Consider the following 19,931-nt stretch of genomic DNA (forward strand, 5'->3'; position numbering starts at 1 on the left):
GACCGTCAAGCTTCTGGAAAAAGAAGCTACCGAACTGTCGAATCTGACAGATGAACTGTTGACTATCGGTTCATGTAGATTAAATCAATGGTGTGGGTATTGTCAGAAGCAAGGGTAAATGAGGCATCAGAGAAATCCGGAGGACCCATTTCACCCATGGCATTATTGGAGAACCCAAAGCCTTCAGTCGGCATCTCATATTCGTTGTAATCCATTTCTTCATTACCATTTTCATCGTGAATAATGGCCAGGGCATATTCTCCTGATTCCAGGTTTTCGAAGGTAACTTCTATGCTGGAACCGTCTGCTTCGACATACTTACTGGCTAACGCTTCTCCTTCGGGGAAATCGCCATAGCCATCGAATAGGGCAACGCCTATATAGCCATTATCATTTTTGATACCATCTACCACTACAGTAAGGGTGATGGTTTTAGGTTTTTGAGTAACCGGAATAAGTAATGCTATACTTAAGATGAGTGTTAATAAGGTTTTCATGATATGTGATTTTTAAAGATTGTCTAATTGGTTTGCTTGTTTGTCTTTTGTGAGTGTGATGAACAGGCCAACGAACACGAAGCGTTTAGCTGCCTGACCTATCGCACGGCCTTCGTATACCCCATTAACATCAGGCTGATTGGCATATTCATAGCCGAAAATGTTCTCTCGTCCGAAAATGTTGGAAGAAGAGCAGTAGAGAATAATGTTCTGCTTCAGCAATACCGCTACATTCAGGCTGACATCGTGATATTGAGGTGTCTGGCTGTTCTGAAAGCCCGGTTTATTCGGATCATGGTATGACCTGGCCGAAGCATAGTTATAGGTAGCTCCAACCTGTGTTCTGATCGGATCAATCATATGTTTGATCACAAAGGAGAAGTTATGGTCTGACTGAAAAGAAGGGGTTGCCTTTTGCTCGAAATTCTGATAGTCTCTTTCAGAATCTACGTAGGAATAAGACACCCAATAGTCAGTATTTTTCAGTGTTTTATTGTCCCTCCAGAAGATGTCTAAGCCTTTGGCCTGACCATAGCCATTGTTATTGTAGTTGGCCGGGTCAAAGTCTCTTGGCTCATCAAACTTTACCAGATCATCATAGTCCTTAATAAAGGTTTCTATCCTGAAGATTCGGTCATTCTTTATGAGCTGATAGTTCAGGATGTAGTGTGTGGCCTGCTCAGGCTTGAGGTTGGGTTGAATAATGCTGTAATCATTCTGAGGAGCCTGAACAAAGCGTCCGTAGGCCAGAGAGAACTGTCCCTCATTGCTCAGTTTGTAGGACATGGCTACCCTTGGGCTCAGGAAATACTGATCTTTTAGGGTAGTGTACTCACTTCTCAAACCTGCTCTTACAACAAACTTATTGGAGGCATAGTAATCTGCTTCCACAAAATTGGCGAGTATATTCTCTTTGAAGCTGGTTTTAAAGGGTGCTTCATTGATATTATTGACTCTGCGGAGATATTCTCTGCTGAACCAGTCTGTTCCCATATTAACTGAGAGTTTTTCGTTGGCATCCCATTGAAAAGAGACTTTTGAGTGCATACCCAGTTCCTGGCTAAAAATATCATTGCGATTGAAGTCGAGAATATCTTTGTTGTTGGTGAGGGAAATGCCACCCTTCATCGTCCAGCGCTTGTTGAGAATATCTTTGTAGCTGGCATTCAGGTATAGGTACTTATTCTCAAGACCCAATGTGTCTTTTTGAAAATCACGGTTGATGTTAGGTTGGCGAATCGTAAAGTCTGAGTTATTGACATTAAGATAGACTTTGAACATGCCGTCTTTATTGAGCTGATGTCTAAAGACCAGTTCTGTGACTGCTGAGTGTGGCGCTTCGTCCCAGTCGAAATTTTGCTGAATCAAATCCTGATAGGGTCTTAAGTCTGTGTACTGTGCCTTACCGGAAATGCTGGTTTTATCCCACTTCTTGGTATAAGCAACATCACCCCCAACAGACATCAATGAAATATCTGCCTGTGTTTGCTCCGGCATATCATTACTACTTAGCACCAATGCTGAAGAAAGGGCCTGACCATATTCAGCCGAATAACCACCAGTACTAAATGATGTCCCTTTGAAGAGAAAAGGACTGAATCGACCACGGGTAGGAACGTTCGGGGCCGTAGCTCCGAAAGCATTTCTAACTTCCAGACCATCTATAAATACTTTGGTTTCGTAGCCTTCTCCTCCACGTACAAAAAGTCTCCCTGACTCTCCTACCGTAGCGGTTCCGGGCAGAGTGTTGATGGCTCCCATAATATCTCCGGCTGCACTGGCAGTGGTGACAATATCCAGCGGCTTCAGTACCGTGTTCTTTTTGATGTCTCCGGCTTCATAGGACCCTGCCGTGATGGTTACACCATCAATTTTGTTAATAAGTTCTTCCAGTTGAATATCTAGTGAAAGCTCGCTGCTGTCCAGCTCTATGGTTTTCTCCAGGGTTTTAAAGCCGATAAAACTTATCACTAATACCTGGGTTCCTGTTTCTGATGTTTCGAAGAGAAAGCTACCATCTGTTATGGTAACTGTACCATCGAAAGTGTTCTTGAGGTAAACATTAGCTCCGGGGATGGTCTGACCTTGACCATCCCATACTTTACCTCTGATTTTTGTCTGACCATATGCTTGCAGACCGATTACAAGCAGTAGTATAATGTTGAAGAGTTTTTGCATGACCGTTGGGCTTTTGTTGAACCAAAGGTGACGCGAACTCAACCCTTTACTAAATAAGTCTTACCGAACTGTAGAATTGGGGGGATGAGTTGTAGCCCATTGCTCTCAATACCAACTCAAGCCAGACCGGAATAAAAGTTTATGGTAAAAACTGTAGTTTTCTGAAGGCCTTTGAGTCTAACTCATTGAGAGTGAAAAAAATGGCAAAGCAAATAACAGATAGAGAGTTTGAGGTAATCATATATGAGAACCAGCCTTTAATCCTTAAGATTTGCAGCTTGTATACCTCCACTGAGTCTGATAAGGAAGACTTATTTCAGGAAATAGTGATCAACCTGTGGAAGGGTATACACGGCTTCAAAGGCAATTCCCAATTGAGCACCTGGATTTATAAGGTGGGGTTAAACACAGCGATTTCAAGGTCGAGAAAGCAGAAAAAGAACAAGCTCTTCTATACTGCCGCTGTTCCCGATATAGCAGGTCCTCAATCCGACCCTTATAACGACCAGATCCGTGCTCTTTATCAGGCTATCGATAAACTCAAACCTGCCGAAAAAGCCATTGTACTACTGTATCTGGAAGATAAGAGCTATGAAGAGATTAGTGAGATTGTGGGAATCAGTAAGTCCAATGTGAGTGTGAAACTGGTTCGGCTCAAAAGAAAACTCGAAAAATTAATCAAGCCCAAACAAGTCAAAAACTAAGAAAATGGAAACAACAGATTTAAAAGCAATATGGAAAGGTCACCATGATCTGCTGGAAGAGGTTCCGAAATACTCTATTGAGGAAATCCATGCCTATAGAAAGAAGAAACCTGTTAAAGTGGCCAAGTCGATCAAGGCAACTTTGATATTCAGCATTGTGTTGAAAGTCATTCTTAGCCTTGGATGGCTTAGCGTATCTCTTCTAATCAGCCAACCATGGGCTCCGATAGCCTCAATAATCGCAGTAATTGTTCTGCTCCCTCTATTAGGATTGGAGTATCGGTTTTTAAAACGATGGAATTTAATTGCCTTAGATTCTTCAGTGCTTGGTTGTCTGATGGCTCAGCTTTCATTTATGAAGGGTTCTTACAGAACATTCATTGTAACCAATGCATTGTCAAATTCATTGTTCGTAACACTCGGCTTTTTACTCTATGACTTTCAGAAGTATGGGGAGGGGTTCCAGATAGGCTTTCTGACAGACCCTGTATTGATCGGTTTCATAGCCTTGTCTTTCATTATTTCCGCTACCGCCCAATGGCCTTCTTATCAAACGATAACCTATGAGCTGCAAAACAATATTCTGGCTATTGAAGATGACGAAGCCTTTAGCCTTCAACTGAAGAAAGAAAATGCATTACGCATAAGGCAGCTAATTATATATGGTCTTCTATTTCTGATTGGACTGGTCAGCCTGCTATTCCTTGCTCAACAGATCATCTAAAGACCATGAAAAAGCAAACAGAAAAACCGAAGAACAACCTGATATGGACGATCATTCGCACATTGGGCTTTTACCTGATCGGATTATTCAATACTGTTTTGATTCAGCAGGAAGATAAAGGCACCTGGAAGAACTATCTGGGTTATGGTATTCTATTAATAGCCGTATTGGATACAATTGGAGTCATCAAAAGATTTAGACGTAAGCAGCCATGATCGCTATTAAATCCAGATCTCTACTCTATTCCGCTTGTGTATTATCATTGATATTGGCGGAACATTTATCGACTATATGGAATGGCTTTGTTTTCACCGGTCTTCTTTCTCAACAATAAGCTTTTCAGATGAACAACAGACTATACAGGGGTTTTCTCATTGTCTTTGCCATGTTGATTCCTCTTTCCATGATTTACTATAGCGGTTTTCAACAAAACCCTGAAAGCTCCTTTAATCAACTACTTAGAAAGTACCTTTTAGCGGGTGTTTATCTCTATGCCTTTATTGGTCTTATAATGATGATAGCTACAGCTTAGTATTTCAAAACCTCTTTCAATCGGCCATGCCCACTACGGCTTACAGGTAGTTGCTGCCCTGTTTTGAGGTAAAGAATGTAGGAATCTTTTTCGTAAAGCTCCAGCTTTTCAATTTGCTTGACATTGACAATATGCGATCGATGGATTCTGACAAAATCATCGGAAGGCAAACCATTTTCCAGGGCCTTCATACGCATAAGCTTAAGGAACTTGCCCTGATCGGAGTGAATGGCTACATAATCATCCTGTGCCTCGAAGTGATGAACCTGCGGAAGACCAAGGATATGAATTTTATTGCCGGTCTTAACCACAATTCTATCCAGTGCCTCCTGCTCTGTTCTGGTTTCCTTCAGGTTCTCCAGCTCCTGATGGTTGTTTTCTTTCTGTCCTACTTTGGTCATGGCTTTTTTAACTGCCTCGGCAAATCGCTTTTCCGAATATGGTTTGAGCAGGTAGTCAGTAGCATTTAACTCAAAAGCCTTGATCGCATATTGATCGAATGCGGTACTGAAAATCACAACTGGGGGCTGTTCTAAGAGCTCGAGCAGCTCAAAGCCGGTTATTTTAGGCATCTGAATATCCAGAAAAACCAGGTCAGGACTGTGTTGCTGAATAGCCTTAAGACCTTCAAATCCATCAGCACATTCTGCCACTACCTCAATGGCCTCAAATTTCTTCAGGTAAGCTTTAATCAGCTCACGGGCGAGATTTTCATCATCAATAATTATGGCTTTCATCTGTTGTCTCAATTTATTTTCGCTGGTCAGATGTAATGGGCCTGTTAACCTCTATCCGATATAGACATGGGTTATGGCTCATCTTAAGTTTCTGTTTCAATCTGTGGAATATCCAGTCTGACTGTAAAAATACGATCGCTTTTGTGTACTTCAACTAATTGAGCAACTCCATATATCAATGATAGTCGCTCTCTCACATTCTTCAGGCCTATCCCTTTACCTTTTCGGGAGACGGCATTGGGGTCGAATTCATTGCTCACCTCAATCATTAGGATCTGCCCTTCTTTCCAGGCTTTGAGTTGAATGGTTATTTCTCCCAGACTCTCATAAATACCATGTTTGATAGCATTTTCGAAGAGTGGCTGCAAGATGAGGTTCGGTAACCTCCACTTCTTCACATCAGCCGAAACTTCCTTTTCAACTTTCAATCGCTCACCAAACCGGACCCTTTCAATATCGAGATAGAGCATGATGTTGTTGATCTCATCCTCAACGGTGTTCATTTGATCATTCTCCTTACCCAAAGAATAGCGAAGGAAATCGGATAGCTTCACTACCATTTCTCTGGCCCTGTCCGGAGCTATGATGGTCAGAGAGGATATCGAGTTCAGGCTATTGAATATAAAGTGTGGATTAATTTGGGATTTGAGCATCTCCAGCTCCGAACTTTTCAACATAGTTTCCAATTGAGCCTGACGCTGAGACTTGGTATTCAGGTCGTCATAATAAAGAATGAGGTAGTAGATCAATACCACAATAGCATAATAGAGCACCCCCAGAGCCGCCCTTAAAGGAATTGACGCTTCGAGAAACTCCAGGTATAGTTCATCCTGAATCAGAGGAGTAATAATCATCTTAAACAGAAATACACCAACCAGTATAGAAATGGCTGCCGCTGCCAGATGGCTGGCGAACTGGTTTATCATTTGAGACTTGTCGAAAGAGCTATACCGAACATTGAACCAGTAGGCTAAACCGAGCCCCAAGAACAGGGTATGAAAAATGACAGAGTCGATAATGGCAGCCTGCCAGGAAAGTTCATAAAAGTTGTAAAGAGCAAATCCAAACACTGCCGCAATCAGCAGCCAGGTGATGATGTAAGGAATGAAGTTATTATTCTTTAAAAATGGATGCTGCATAAAAAAACCGCCCGAAGGCGGAATTTAAGAAAATTAGAAACCTGTTTCGTTAAAATGCTTTTTCAAAGTGTTCCTGGTTCCCGTTCCGAACCTGAAAGGCTGTTGGCATGTGCTTCAACTTCTATCAGATAAGGTGAAACAAAAAGAGCCCCTTCTTGTGAAGAGGCTCCTGAATCATTTGACACTTCCACCGCCAAAGAGCACCAGCCCCTGTACGATGAGTTCCTTGCCGTTGTTCGCTTCGTTTTCGGCTATCATCTTTCTCTCGTCAGAAAAACCACCGAAAATCGCAGTTACTTTCACCTTTACATTCATATCAGAAGGTACACGGATATCGCAACCACCAAATAAAATAAATACATCCAAAACATTCGTGCCGTGGTTAAGGTCTGCGTTCATCAGATTCAGATCTGTTCCTCCAAAAATTGAAGTGAGCTTGCCGCCTTTAAATTGTTTGGAGGTAACCATTCTTTCGGCTCCTCCGAATACGGCCAGTTCATCAACGAAGTCGAGGTCTCCGTCAATGTTTTTTTTTTCGTAACCCTTGTGACTGGCTTTCTTCATAATCAGAGAGGCTCCAATAGCTACAAATACCAATGGCCATAGCCTGAAAATATCTCTGAAGTCAAAGTCCCACCAGTAGTAATCTGCCATATCTTCCAGCAAGAAAATACCACCGATAATGATCAGTGTAATTCCAAAGCCAACCTTTTCTCTGACCGAGGCGATGAAAATACCGATGACAATCAAAAAGGTATGCCACCTGAAAACGTACCAGGGTAAATCAAAGTCTAAGACATCCAGATTGTCCAGCGTAAGTACTGCTCCTATGAGGAGGAACAGGGTACCGATTAAAACGCGTCTGTTCATATTTGAGTCCATGATTAAGTGTTTTTGTTGTTATTTTGAGTTTTGACCTTTGGGCTCCGGGCGACCAAACCCGTATCCAAATCGTTGTTTTTGTTTTTGACTGTTCAAATGTACGTGGGTTTCGTACGCTGCTGACTAATGAAATCGGTAAACGCACGCCAGCTATCGGTAAACTTCAGAACCATTCGATCAAAAATTTTAGAAATGAAGCCTTATCGGTGAATAAGATGGAATTCGTTTCAATTACAGCCTTCCAATGCCTAATTTTGGCTTCCTCTGAAAAAACGAACAAATCACGATGGAATACAGAATTGAAAAAGATACCATGGGCGAGGTAAAAGTACCTGCCGATAAGTATTGGGGTGCACAAACCGAACGTTCCAGAAATAATTTCAAGATAGGACCTGAGGCCAGCATGCCTTTAGAAGTTGTTTATGGCTTCGCTTATTTAAAGAAAGCGGCAGCCCACACCAACTGCCAGTTAGGAGTACTCTCTGAAGAAAAGAGAGACCTCATCTCTAAGGTTTGTGATGAGATTCTTGAAGGAAAGCATGACGATCAGTTTCCACTGGTGATTTGGCAAACCGGATCGGGTACTCAGTCTAATATGAACGTGAACGAGGTGGTTTCTAACCGTGCTCATGTACTGGCCGGAAATCAACTTGGTGAAGGTAAAAGCCTTGTTCACCCAAACGATGATGTGAATAAATCACAGTCGTCTAACGATACCTACCCCACCGGCATGCACATTGCCTGCTACAAACTCATTGTAGAAAACACCATTCCGGGCGTTGAAACGCTTCGTGATACCTTAAAGGCCAAGTCTGAGGCCTTTATGAAAGTGGTTAAAATCGGTAGAACTCACCTAATGGATGCTACACCATTAACGCTGGGTCAGGAGTTCTCTGGCTATGTTTCACAATTGAACCACGGACTAAAAGCATTAAGAAATACGCTGGATCACCTCTCAGAATTAGCGCTAGGTGGAACTGCGGTAGGAACGGGGATCAATACTCCCGAAGGATATGCAGATCTGGTGGCCAGCAAGATTGCAGAGTTCACGTGCCTGCCTTTCGTTTCAGCAGAAAACAAATTCGAAGCACTGGCTGCACACGATGCCCTGGTAGAAACACATGGAGCATTGAAACAGCTGGCCGTATCACTCAATAAAATTGCCAATGATATCAGAATGCTGGCCTCTGGTCCAAGATCTGGTATTGGTGAAATCATTATTCCTTCGAACGAGCCGGGTTCTTCAATCATGCCCGGTAAGGTGAACCCAACACAGTGCGAAGCCATGACTATGGTTTGTGCTCAGGTAATGGGAAATGATGTAACCGTAACCGTTGGTGGAACACAAGGACATTATGAACTGAACGTATTCAAACCGGTAATGGCATATAATGTATTACAATCGGCTCGTTTAATTGGCGATGCCTGCATGTCATTCAATGAAAACTGTGCGGTAGGTATTGAGCCAAACTACAAGAGTATTGAGCAACATGTGAATAACTCTCTCATGTTGGTGACAGCCTTGAATACGAAAATCGGATACGAAAAAGCCGCTAAAATCGCTAAAACAGCACATGAAAACGGTACTACCCTAAAAGATGAAGCCGTGAACCTGGGCTACCTGACAGCCGAAGAGTTTGACGAGTGGGTAAGGCCTGAGGATATGATTGGTAGTTTGAAAAGCTGATAAGAATAAGCTAATTTGTAAACATTGAACCCGAAAAAAAGACTCCTATGAAACCACAAAAGGTATTGTTAACACTGGTTTTGGGAATTCTGGTCGCAAGTGTGGCCTTAGCCCAAACCGCTGATGAGCGTCCGCTCACCAAAAAGGAGAAGAGAGAGTGGAAGAAGATGAAGCGCAAAATGTCTGCTGAAGACTTCCGCCTTATGTACGATGAAAACACCAGTCAAAAAGCTCAGATAGCCAGTATGGAAGGTGAAATCAGCTCACTTGAAGCTCAGGTAAGCGCTAAAGATGATCAAATCAGTGATCTTCAAAAACAGGTTACCCGTATGCAGGCGGCTTATCAGGCTGCACAAAATGAGATTGAAAACCTGAAGTCTAAACCTCAACCTCCGGCCTACAACCCTGACCTGATTAATGGAGAGGATTTTTCTAAAGGAGTTGTATTCAAGGTACAAGTAGGAGCCTTTAGAAAAATGGATCTGGAAAAATATGCCAACACTTCTAAAGAATTTGATTCTGAAGGAGCTGATGATCTGAGAAAATATGTCATCGGTAACTTCAGAAATTACGAAGATGCCAATGTGTTGAAAAGATATCTTCGCGAAATGGGAGTAGATGATGCCTGGATTGTTCCTTACAGAGATGGAGAACGCGTTCCTTTGAAAGACGTTCTACCTGCCGGAGCAGGCTCCAAGTAATAGAATATTACCTGAAAACAGAGCAGTGTCCCTGACAGACACTGCTTTTTTTATACAAAAAACCCGAATATCCCTTAATTTTAGCAAATGCAGAAGCGGTGGATTTTTAATGAAGAATCGGATGCAGTTGTAATGAATACATTACAGCAGGAATTAGGTGTCACGGCAACCATCGCTAAACTCATAAATCAGAAGAGCATCAATTCATTCGATGAGGCTAAAGCCTTCTTCCGACCTTCTCTGGAACAACTGCATGACCCCTTCCTCATGAAGGATATGGACAAGGCCGTAAACCGTCTGACAGAGGCCATCTCCAATGAAGAGAATATTCTTATCTATGGAGATTATGATGTAGACGGTACCACGGCAGTAGCCACCTTCTATGGTTTCCTGTCTCAGATATACCATAAAATAGAATACTACATTCCCGACCGCTACAAAGAAGGTTATGGAGTGTCTGAAGAAGGCATTCGTTATGCTTCGGCCAACGGCTATACTTTAATTGTTACTCTCGATTGCGGTATTAAAGCCTTAGAAAAGGTCGACCTGGCCGCCAATGAGGGCATTGATGTGATCATATGTGACCATCATACCCCCGGAGAGACTTTGCCCAGGGCTCACGCTGTACTGGATCCCAAACAGGAAGATTGCCCTTACCCATACAAAGACCTGTCTGGCTGTGGAGTAGGCTTTAAGCTACTTGAAGGCTTTTGCATTCAAAGTGGAATCGAGCTGGAAAAGCTCTATGACTACCTTGACTTATTAGCGGTCTCTATCGCCTCGGATATTGTTCCCATTACCGGTGAAAACAGAATCATGGCCTATTATGGCCTCAAAAAATTGAATCAGGCACCAAGACCGGGCTTGAAAGCACTGAAAGAGCTTTGCAAAACCAGTCGTGACCTTACCATCTCCAGCATCGTTTTTGGCATTGGACCGAGAATCAATGCGGCTGGCAGAATGGATCATGCCGGCTCGGCTGTGGCACTACTTCTGGCCAAGAACGAAGAGGAGGCCAATGCGCTGGCACAAATGGTGAATGATAAAAATGATGCCCGAAGAGACTTCGATAACACCATTACAGAGGAGGCTATTCACATGATTAGCACCGATGCCGATCTTTCCAATGCCAAATCAACTGTGCTTTATAAGGAAGACTGGCACAAGGGAGTAATCGGAATTGTAGCCTCTCGCTGTATTGAGAAATTCTACAGACCTACTGTTATTCTCACTGAGTCTAATGACAAAGTAACCGGGTCAGCCCGATCGGTAGATGGCTTCGATGTTTATGCCGCTATCTCCGAATGTTCGGACCTTTTAGACCAGTACGGAGGACATATGTATGCGGCCGGAGTGACCATGGCGGTTGAAAATGTGAGTGCCTTTAGAAAAAAGTTTGAAGAGGTAGTGGCCAGACAGATTAAAGATGAACAGCTGATCCCTTCCATCTATATCGATACTTCCATTTCGCTCGAAGAAATTGACAGGAAGTTTTTCAACATTATATCTCAAATGGCACCTTTCGGTCCGCAGAATATGCAGCCCATGTTCGTAGCTGAGAATGTTCAGGCGAGTAATGTTAAACTTTTAAAAGATCAGCACCTTAAGTTCACCGCCAAACAGGAAGGCACTAATCTTGCTTATGACGCCATTGGTTTTGGCCTGGGAGAATACTTCGACCTGGTAAATTGCGGACTTAAGTTTCACATGGCCTTTACCATTGAAGAAAATGATTTCAGGGGTCAGAAAACCCTGCAGCTTTTTGTCAAAGACATCAAGTTTGACGATTAATTAAGATTGAATGAAGCTTACTGCAGAGAACCTGATTAAGACCTACAAAAAGAGAAAAGTTGTAAACAACGTTTCTGTGGAAGTGAATCAGGGAGAAATAGTCGGACTGCTTGGTCCTAATGGAGCGGGTAAAACTACAACCTTCTATATGATTGTTGGGCTTATCAAGCCGAATGAAGGCACCATCTACCTTGACAAAGAAGACATTACTCCTTTACCCATGTTCAAAAGGGCTCAATTAGGTATCGGCTACCTGGCGCAGGAACCGTCTGTTTTCAGAAAACTCACGGTAGAGCAAAATATCATGGCTGTGCTGGAAATGACCAAATTGAGTAAGGCAGAGCAGAAGGAGAAAATGGAGTCTTTGCTGGAAGAGTTCAGCCTTACCCATGTGAGAAAGAACCTGGGCCGTGTACTTTCCGGAGGGGAACGAAGAAGAACAGAGATCGCCAGGGCCCTATCGGTTGATCCTAAGTTTGTACTACTCGATGAGCCTTTTGCCGGTGTAGATCCCATTGCCGTAGAAGAAATTCAAACCATTGTTGCCCAGCTGAAAAACAGAAATATAGGTATCCTCATAACTGACCACAATGTGCAGGAAACACTGTCCATTACAGATAGAGCCTATCTGATGTTTGAAGGAAAACTATTGAAGGCAGGGACAGCAGAAGAACTCGCTGCTGATGAACAAGTGAGAAAAGTGTATCTTGGCAAACACTTCGAGCTAAAAAGAAAGATTTAATGGCCATAATCAACTCTATTCTAACCTGGGTCATGAAAAAACGCATGCACCAGATAGAGCTCTTCATGAAATACCCACATGAAGTGCAGGAAGAGTTGTTTAAAAGGTTAATCACCACCGCCAGAAATACAGAGTTTGGTAGAACGCACGGTTTCGCAGATGTTCATACCCCTGAGCAGTATCGCAGCATGATTCCGGTTTTTTCCTACGAAGAAATCAGTCCTTACATAGAGAGAAATATGGCAGGGGAGCAGAATCTGCTCTGGCCTTCAGATGTCAAGTGGTTTGCCAAGTCTTCGGGTACCACCAATGCCAGAAGTAAATTCATCCCCGTCTCTTACGAGGCACTGGAAGATTGTCATTTCAAAGGAGGCAAGGATATGCTCTCCATATATTGCAATCACTTCCCTGATACGAAGATGTTTGATGGTAAGGGGTTGACCATTGGTGGAAGCCAGCAGGTCAATCAGCATGATAGTAATCAGGAATCCTTCTATGGAGATGTTTCGGCCGTTATTATGTCCAACCTTCCCTATTGGACCCGATTTGTTCGAACGCCAACATTAGACATTGCCCTAATGGATGAGTGGGAATCCAAAATCGAGAAAATGGCAGAGGTTACCATGACTGAGAATGTAACGAGTATCTCGGGAGTACCTACCTGGACCATTATTCTGTTGCAAAAGATTCTGGAAATCACAGGCGCTAAAGACATAACTGAAGTCTGGCCTAACCTGGAGGTATTCTTCCATGGTGCCGTAGCCTTTGGCCCATACCGCTCCATTTTCAAAAACCTCATTCCTGATAATCAGATGAGGTATATGGAAACTTACAATGCCTCAGAAGGGTTCTTTGGAATTCAGTTTGAGCCAGGGTCTGAAGATATGCTTCTCATGCTTGATTACGGTATCTATTATGAGTTCATTCCTTATGCTGAAATACACAAAGAGAGTCCAAGAGTTGTAGGCCTTGACGGAGTGAAGGAAGGCGAACATTATGCCATGCTCATCTCCACTAATGCTGGTCTGTGGAGATATAAAATAGGAGACACTGTAGTCTTTACATCTACCAATCCTTATAAGATTAAAATCTCCGGCAGAACCAAACACTACATCAATGCCTTTGGTGAAGAGGTCGTGGTTGAAAATGCTGAAAGAGCCATAGCAACGGCTTGCGAACAGACCGGAGCGCAGATCAATAACTTTACGGCAGCTCCCAAATACTTTGGTGAGAATGAAAAAGCAGCCCACGAATGGATCGTTGAATTTGAAAAGGCTCCGGATAACCTGGAATCCTTTTCTAAAATCCTGGACAGTACACTGAGGAATATCAACTCAGACTATGATGCTAAAAGACACAGAAATCTGGCATTGACACTTCCCATTGTTCATATCGCTCAACCAGGTACTTTCTATGAGTGGATGAAACGAAGGGGTAAACTGGGAGGACAAAACAAAGTACCGAGACTCTCCAATTCAAGAGAGTATCTGGACGATATTCTTTTGCTCATTAATTCTTCAGAGCTAAGCCAATAAAACCGATTAATCCGCCCATTTAATGGTACAACCAATGGCTTTAGTACTTTTGGTGGCTACCTCTTCTCCTGCAATCAGGCTATTTACTGCAGCCTGAACATAATGCTTACTTGCTGAAGCAGCATCTCTGCTATTATTATCTATAGCACCAATGTATTCAATTCGAAAGCTGTTATCTGACTGCTTATTCAACACATAAACATGAGGCGTATTAGTGGCTCCATAGGTTTTGGTGGTTTCCTGACTGTCGTCCATTACATAAGGAAAGGTAAATCCCTTTTCAGCAGCTCTGACTTTCATATTCTCGAAAGAATCACCGGGAGATTTCACTGCATCATTGGGCTGAATAGCCAAAACAGGATATCCTTGAGACGCATACATCTCATGTAAAGCTATAATTCTGTCTTCGTAAAGCTGAGAGTATGGACAGGTATTACAGGTAAAAACAAGAATGTAGCCCTTCGCCCCTTTGTTCGAATTCAGGGACACCATTTTCCCATCGATATTCTTCAGGTTAAAATCTACGGCCGTATCACCGACTTTGAGTCCGTCTGCCTTTTCTCCCATCGCTGAAAAGAACAGCAGTCCGCTTAGTAGTAAGATTGATTTTAGTAGTTGCATGCTTTTATGGTTTTAGTCCGATATTTCTTTAATCATTGATTCTATTTCTCCCTCCTCAAGTTCCTTCTCCACGAATTTTCTTTTTCCATTCTTGTGGTTGATAATTAGGGTTGCAGGAATAGCACCACTCCACGAAGGGTCTATCTTGTCTATCCATGAGTTGTAATCCAGATCATCCAACAAAATGATATCTGTTGTTAATCCTTTCTCTTTCACAAATGGAACCACCTTGTTCTGGAACTCATCTGCAAAATCTAGCGATACCAGTGTAACGCTCACTTCTTCATTAGTTTCCTGAAGCTCCTGAAAATATGGAATCTCTTTAATACAGGGCTTGCACCAGGTTGCCCAAAAATTGATGACTTCAATCTGCTCTGAATCCTGTTCTATGAGCGTTTCAAGTGCATCAAATTCTACTACTTCCAAACGTTGACCAGTACTACCTGAACAACTCACCAGAAGAATTGAAATAGCTGTAAGACTCAAGTATCGCATGGACCTAATAAACGCATCCAGTCTCAGAAAGTTAAACCGCTGATAGAATAACCCCCACTCCAAAAGTCAGGGAAGAAACCGTTGAATTCGTGATAGAGATGAGAATCAGTCAAGCCCACAAATTGTATTATTCCAACATCATAGATTTTGGCCAATCCTTATGTAAAGCCAATGTTAAGTCAGGCTCCATGAAACCAACGGATTGTAAAATTTTGAGTTAATGTTGACATAACACTATCTCTTAAAAACCGAAGTGCCCTCAGTTGCCAGATTCAACATATATCGAATACCAATTGGCTTATTCTTGTTTAAGAATTTATACCGTTTCTTAAACAAGAAAAATATGTCTGTACACCGACATAAGGCACTGGTTTTAGACAAAAAAAAGAATCAAAAATTTCGGCTCTTTTTTTTCCACATTTTCGGGAATTTATCCACAGTTTTCCACTGACCTAATTTAAGGACCTGTTTTTCAGTCACTTATAATGAAAATACAATGATCGGTTTTTGTTGATAACTTCAGCCCCCCTGCTGATTTTCAGGTTGTTAAGGAGCAATAGGTAAACGGCCAATAGTCTCCCCTCTAGCGCGTTTTCAGACCTATTCTTTATGTTGTCTTCTGAGTTTGGTGCGGTAGGCATTGAATATTCTCGACTTGGATACAATGCCCACATACTCGCCATGATCAATAACCGGAAGGTTCCAGGCCCCGGTTTTCTCGAACTTGGCCATTACTTCAGACATTTTTTCGTTCGATTGTACCGTTTCAGGCGGTCTGTGCATTAATGTTTCGGCAATTACACTTTTCTGGGATTCCACATTGAACATGATTTCCCGTACATCGTCAAGGGTAATAATGCCTTTAAGCTCGTTTTTCTCCGTTACTACTGGGAATATATTTCTTCTGGACTTCTTGATAAGGCTCACCAAATCTTCAAGACTCTGCTCCGGGTGAATAGTAAGCAAGTCCTTTTCAATCATCTTCTCAATGCTGATAAGGCTCAGTACCTGCTTGTCTTTATCATGCGATGGAATCAGGTCTCCCGACTTAATGAGTTTAGAGGTATAAAAGGAATATTTCTCGAAGTAGCTATTGGTACTATAGGCTACTGCCGAAACCAACATCAATGGAAGAAATAGTGTATAGCCACTGGTAATTTCTGCGATTAAGAAGATAGCGGTTAATGGAGCATGTAGTACTCCACTCATTACACCACACATACCTACCAGAGTGAAGTTGCTCACCGATATATTCTGATTGAAGTTGAGCAGGTTGTTTACCTGGGAAAACAGAAAGCCAGTGATTCCTCCAATAAATAAGGAAGGAGCGAAAATACCTCCGTTACCTCCGGCTCCAATGGTTAAGCCTGTAGCAAAAGGCTTCATCAATAAAATGCCAAGTCCAAAGATTACAATAAACCAGGGATTCGAAACCTCTGAGAATAGCGCACTGGATGAAACGATCTCCTGAGCTTTTCCCTGAAGGATGAGTTTGATGGAGTCGTAACCTTCACCATAAAGAGGTGCCAGCACAAAAATGATTACGGTCAGAGCAATACCACCAATGACTGCTCTGGGAAACACTGATTTCACTTTAGAGATCAGCTTTTCAGTCCACAATGTAACCCGTGTGAAATAGACGGAAACCAATCCACAAATAGCACCCAGAAACAGGAAGTAAATAAAGTCAGAGGCTTCAAAAGGATCTGTCAGCTCAAAAGAGAACAGAACATCATCTCCCAAAAGAAGCATAGAGACTAATGAACCCAATACCGAGGCAATCAACAAGGGAATAAATGCTCCAATGGTCACATCGGTTAGAATTACCTCTATACTAAAGATAACCCCTGCTACCGGTGAGTTAAATATCCCGGAAATAGCAGCCGCAGCTCCACAACCGATCATTAATGTTCTTTGCTTGTAGTTCAGGTGCATTAAGCGGCCTATGTTGGAACCAATGGCAGAACCCGTCACTACAATAGGAGCCTCCAATCCAACCGAACCACCACAGCCAACGGTTATACCGGATGTTATCATTCGGCTGAACATCTTATTGCGATGGATAATACTCGACTTCTTCGATATGTAAAAGAGAATGGAAGTGATGCCATGACCCAGTTGCTCTCTCAGTACATATTTGGCCAGTATAGCAGTTAATACAATACCAATAACAGGGAAAAGGAGATAAGAATAGTCAACATTGATTTCCCTGATATGCTCCTGAATAAAGTGGACCGTGCTCTTGAGTGAAACGGCAGCAAAGCCACCCACAATGCCAACAACTCCGCCTACTATAATTACAAAGTTTTTGGTACTCAGGTGGCGTATTCGCCAGACCAGAAATTTGCTTAATAGTCGCTTAAGTGTCATTTCAGTTGTTTGGCTTTTTCCCAATATTCATCCATTTCTGCCAAAGTCATCTCTCCAATGCTTTTTCCGTCCTTTTTGGATTCTGTTTCCAAATATTGAAAGCGTTTGATGAATTTCAAATTCGTGCGTTCTAAAGCTTCTTCGGGATCAATGTCTATGAAACGGGCATAGTTCACCAGCGAAAAGAGTAAATCGCCAAACTCAAGGGTAGCCTTTTCCTTGTTTATTTCTTCTGCTTCAGCATTGAATTCTTCCTTAAACTCCTGCATCTCCTCTTCTACCTTCTCCCAAACCTGCTCTTTCTTTTCCCAATCGAAACCAACACCTCTTGCCTTATCCTGAATGCGGACCGCTTTAACCAGGGCCGGTAATGAAGTAGGCACTCCTCCCAAAACAGATTGATTTCCTTTTTCCTTCAGCTTAATCTTCTCCCAATTGGCCTTAACAGCCTCTTCATCATTCGCCTCTACATCTCCATAAATATGTGGATGCCGATGAACGAGCTTATCCCCGATCGCATTCAGCGCATCTGCTACATCGAAGGCTCCTTTCTCATCCGCTATCTTCGAATAGAAAACCATATGCAGCATCAAATCACCGATCTCCTTCTTTACTTCTTCCAGATTCTCATTGAGAATGGCGTCTGAAAGCTCGTAGGTTTCTTCTATGGTTAAATGACGGATAGATTCTAATGTCTGTTTTTTATCCCAGGGACAATTCAGCCTCAGTTCGTCCATTATGGTCAGCAACCTGTCAAATGCTTCTAGTTTTTCCTTTCTTCGCTCGTCTTGGGGAGGGTTAATCATAAGCCTTCGGTGTGATCAGAAACTTCTGCCGTAAAGGTAGTGTTATGCTAGGAGTAATATTAAATTTGCACCAAATAAGTCGATATGACAACGTTAATTCTGACACTGGTTTTAGTAGGGCTGTTCTTCGTGGGGATGTCGGTAAGACTTCTGCTTCTGAAAAATGGTGAATTCAAAGGCACTTGTGCTTCTCAGAGTCCATTTCTGAATAAGGAAGGTGTTCGTTGTGGTTTTTGCGGTAAAGATGTAAAGCCGGGCGAATCTTGTGGAAATCCTGACAACGAAGTAGATAAGGTGCTCGCCAAGTTTAAATAATCCCAACCTCTCATACATAGCATTCGAAAAGGCCTTTTTGTTAGGGGCTTTTTACTAATTTTGTCGGGGCCAAATATATAGGACGTTGACACTGATTAAATCAATTTCAGGAATTAGAGGAACCATAGGTGGAGCAGTTGGTGAGAGCCTCACTCCCGTAGATGCTGTAAAGTTTGCAGCTGCTTTTGGTTCATGGGTAGTTGAAAAGACAGGAAAGAAAAAAATCATTATCGGAAGAGATGCCCGTCCATCAGGACAAATGATCTCCGATCTTGTTTCTTCCACCTTGATCGGATTAGGTATCGATGTGGTAGACCTTGGCTTGTCTACTACACCCACAGTAGAAATTGCTGTCCCTTTAGAAAATGCCGGAGGAGGAATCATTCTCACCGCCAGCCATAACCCTGTACAATGGAATGCCCTCAAGTTGCTAAACGACAAGGGTGAATTCATCAGTGGTGACGATGGCCAACAGGTATTGGAAATTGCCGAGCAAGACAACTTCAAATTTGCTGAAGTAAAAAAGCTGGGTAAAGTCACTACCAACGACAGCTACATTGACAAACACATTGAAATGATTTTGGCTATGCCATTGGTTGATGTGGAAGCCATTAAAAAAGCAAAGTTCAAAGTAGTAGTCGATGCGGTTAATTCAACCGGAGGTATCTCTGTTCTTCCCCTGTTAAAAGCTCTAGGTGTTGAGCAGGTTGAGCCTTTATATTGTGAGCCTAACGGACACTTCCCCCATAATCCTGAACCACTCCCTGAACACCTTGGGCAAATCAGCTCAGTGTTGGAAAGTGGCAAGTATGATCTGGGTATTGTGGTAGATCCGGATGTAGACCGCCTGGCCTTCGTTGACGAATCAGGTAATGTTTTTGGTGAGGAGTACACCTTGGTAGCTGTTGCTGACTATGTATTGAGCCAAACCAAAGGAAATACCGTTTCTAACCTTTCTTCTACCAGAGCCTTGCGTGATGTAACCGAAAAATATGGTTGTGTTTATGAACCATCGGCTGTAGGTGAGGTGAATGTGGTAGTGAAAATGAAAGAAATCAATGCCGTGATTGGTGGTGAAGGTAATGGAGGTATTATCTACCCTGAACTTCACTATGGTAGAGATGCATTGGTAGGAATTGCCTTATTCCTGACACATTTGGCTAAATTCGGCAAAAGGATATCGATGTTGAGGGCTAAATACCCAAGCTATCATATCTCTAAAAATAAGATTGAGCTATCTCCTGAGATCGATGTTGACAAGGTGCTGGCTCGTATGAAAGAGCAATACAAAAAGCAGCCCATCAATACAGTTGATGGGGTAAAAATAGAGTTCGACAAAGAGTGGGTACACCTTCGAAAGTCGAATACAGAGCCTATTATCAGAATTTATGCAGAGTCAGAATCAGCGGCAACCGCAGAGCACCTGGCTCAGAAAATCATGTCTGATATCAGGGAAATTGTAGCTAATTAATTTT

Annotated in this window: 20 protein-coding genes; 11 read left to right on the forward strand and 9 right to left on the reverse strand. The window is 42.5% G+C overall.

What is annotated here, in order from left to right:
* Positions 1-62: 62 nt before the first annotated feature.
* The gene (locus ACOOEY_RS10295) at positions 63-497 is read right to left on the reverse strand and encodes a DUF2141 domain-containing protein (protein WP_420388593.1); all 435 of its coding nucleotides are present in this window, start codon (positions 495-497) and stop codon (positions 63-65) included.
* A 12-nt stretch (positions 498-509) separates the two neighbouring features.
* Positions 510-2,675: a TonB-dependent receptor gene (locus ACOOEY_RS10300; protein WP_420388594.1), complete on the reverse strand. Its 2,166-nt coding sequence runs from the start codon at positions 2,673-2,675 to the stop codon at positions 510-512.
* A gap of 200 nt (positions 2,676-2,875) precedes the next feature.
* Here ACOOEY_RS10300 and ACOOEY_RS10305 point away from each other — a divergent pair, with 200 nt between their 5' ends.
* From ACOOEY_RS10305 to ACOOEY_RS10320, 4 genes are all read left to right on the forward strand, one after another.
* The gene (locus tag ACOOEY_RS10305; protein WP_420388595.1) at positions 2,876-3,379 is read left to right on the forward strand and encodes an RNA polymerase sigma factor; all 504 of its coding nucleotides are present in this window, start codon (positions 2,876-2,878) and stop codon (positions 3,377-3,379) included.
* 4 nt (positions 3,380-3,383) lie between these two features.
* The gene (locus tag ACOOEY_RS10310) at positions 3,384-4,103 is read left to right on the forward strand and encodes a hypothetical protein (protein WP_420388596.1); all 720 of its coding nucleotides are present in this window, start codon (positions 3,384-3,386) and stop codon (positions 4,101-4,103) included.
* Positions 4,104-4,108: 5 nt separating this feature from the next.
* Positions 4,109-4,318, forward strand: coding sequence for a hypothetical protein (locus ACOOEY_RS10315; RefSeq protein WP_420388597.1), 210 nt, complete (start codon positions 4,109-4,111; stop codon positions 4,316-4,318).
* A gap of 128 nt (positions 4,319-4,446) precedes the next feature.
* Positions 4,447-4,635, forward strand: a complete 189-nt coding sequence (locus ACOOEY_RS10320) for a hypothetical protein (RefSeq protein ID WP_420388598.1) — start codon at positions 4,447-4,449, stop codon at positions 4,633-4,635.
* Here ACOOEY_RS10320 and ACOOEY_RS10325 read toward each other — a convergent pair.
* The 3 genes from ACOOEY_RS10325 to ACOOEY_RS10335 all read right to left on the reverse strand — a co-directional run bounded on the left by ACOOEY_RS10325 (position 4,632) and on the right by ACOOEY_RS10335 (position 7,381).
* Positions 4,632-5,372 (reverse strand): LytR/AlgR family response regulator transcription factor, encoded by a 741-nt coding sequence (locus ACOOEY_RS10325; protein ID WP_420388599.1) that lies wholly within the window; start codon positions 5,370-5,372, stop codon positions 4,632-4,634. The genes ACOOEY_RS10320 and ACOOEY_RS10325 overlap by 4 nt on opposite strands.
* Before the next feature lie 83 nt (positions 5,373-5,455).
* On the reverse strand, positions 5,456-6,511 hold the full coding sequence (locus tag ACOOEY_RS10330) for a sensor histidine kinase (RefSeq protein WP_420388600.1): 1,056 nt from the start codon (positions 6,509-6,511) through the stop codon (positions 5,456-5,458).
* 174 nt (positions 6,512-6,685) lie between these two features.
* Positions 6,686-7,381, reverse strand: coding sequence for a LiaF transmembrane domain-containing protein (locus tag ACOOEY_RS10335; RefSeq protein ID WP_420388601.1), 696 nt, complete (start codon positions 7,379-7,381; stop codon positions 6,686-6,688).
* A gap of 298 nt (positions 7,382-7,679) precedes the next feature.
* Here ACOOEY_RS10335 and fumC point away from each other — a divergent pair, with 298 nt between their 5' ends.
* From fumC to ACOOEY_RS10360, 5 genes are all read left to right on the forward strand, one after another.
* Complete coding sequence (fumC, locus tag ACOOEY_RS10340; RefSeq protein ID WP_420388602.1) at positions 7,680-9,080, forward strand: class II fumarate hydratase; 1,401 nt, start codon at positions 7,680-7,682, stop codon at positions 9,078-9,080.
* Between the two features lie 47 nt (positions 9,081-9,127).
* Positions 9,128-9,781: an Ezrin/radixin/moesin family protein gene (locus ACOOEY_RS10345; protein WP_420388603.1), complete on the forward strand. Its 654-nt coding sequence runs from the start codon at positions 9,128-9,130 to the stop codon at positions 9,779-9,781.
* A gap of 87 nt (positions 9,782-9,868) precedes the next feature.
* Entirely contained in the window at positions 9,869-11,572 is a 1,704-nt protein-coding gene (gene recJ, locus ACOOEY_RS10350; protein WP_420388604.1) for a single-stranded-DNA-specific exonuclease RecJ, read from the forward strand.
* Between the two features lie 10 nt (positions 11,573-11,582).
* Positions 11,583-12,314, forward strand: a complete 732-nt coding sequence (lptB, locus tag ACOOEY_RS10355) for an LPS export ABC transporter ATP-binding protein (RefSeq protein ID WP_420388605.1) — start codon at positions 11,583-11,585, stop codon at positions 12,312-12,314.
* A complete protein-coding gene (locus tag ACOOEY_RS10360; protein WP_420388606.1) occupies positions 12,314-13,849 on the forward strand; it encodes a GH3 auxin-responsive promoter family protein in 1,536 nt (511 codons plus the stop codon). Before lptB ends, ACOOEY_RS10360 begins: the two co-directional genes overlap by 1 nt.
* A 6-nt stretch (positions 13,850-13,855) precedes the next feature.
* On the opposite strand, the gene ACOOEY_RS10365 is transcribed toward ACOOEY_RS10360, so the two are convergent.
* From ACOOEY_RS10365 to mazG, 4 genes are all read right to left on the reverse strand, one after another.
* Positions 13,856-14,470: a thioredoxin family protein gene (locus ACOOEY_RS10365; RefSeq protein ID WP_420388607.1), complete on the reverse strand. Its 615-nt coding sequence runs from the start codon at positions 14,468-14,470 to the stop codon at positions 13,856-13,858.
* Between the two features lie 12 nt (positions 14,471-14,482).
* A complete protein-coding gene (locus ACOOEY_RS10370; protein WP_420388608.1) occupies positions 14,483-14,965 on the reverse strand; it encodes a TlpA disulfide reductase family protein in 483 nt (160 codons plus the stop codon).
* 600 nt (positions 14,966-15,565) lie between these two features.
* Positions 15,566-17,335, reverse strand: a complete 1,770-nt coding sequence (locus ACOOEY_RS10375; RefSeq protein ID WP_420388609.1) for a chloride channel protein — start codon at positions 17,333-17,335, stop codon at positions 15,566-15,568.
* Positions 17,332-18,141: a nucleoside triphosphate pyrophosphohydrolase gene (gene mazG, locus ACOOEY_RS10380; protein WP_420388610.1), complete on the reverse strand. Its 810-nt coding sequence runs from the start codon at positions 18,139-18,141 to the stop codon at positions 17,332-17,334. Before mazG ends, ACOOEY_RS10375 begins: the two co-directional genes overlap by 4 nt.
* Positions 18,142-18,225: 84 nt before the next feature.
* Here mazG and ACOOEY_RS10385 point away from each other — a divergent pair, with 84 nt between their 5' ends.
* Positions 18,226-18,456, forward strand: a complete 231-nt coding sequence (locus tag ACOOEY_RS10385) for a hypothetical protein (RefSeq protein WP_420388611.1) — start codon at positions 18,226-18,228, stop codon at positions 18,454-18,456.
* Positions 18,457-18,541: 85 nt separating this feature from the next.
* The gene (glmM, locus tag ACOOEY_RS10390) at positions 18,542-19,927 is read left to right on the forward strand and encodes a phosphoglucosamine mutase (RefSeq protein WP_420388612.1); all 1,386 of its coding nucleotides are present in this window, start codon (positions 18,542-18,544) and stop codon (positions 19,925-19,927) included.
* The last annotated feature ends 4 nt before the right edge of the window (positions 19,928-19,931 follow it).

This window comes from Roseivirga sp. (assembly GCF_965216855.1).
Classification (GTDB): Bacteria; Bacteroidota; Bacteroidia; order Cytophagales; family Cyclobacteriaceae; genus Roseivirga.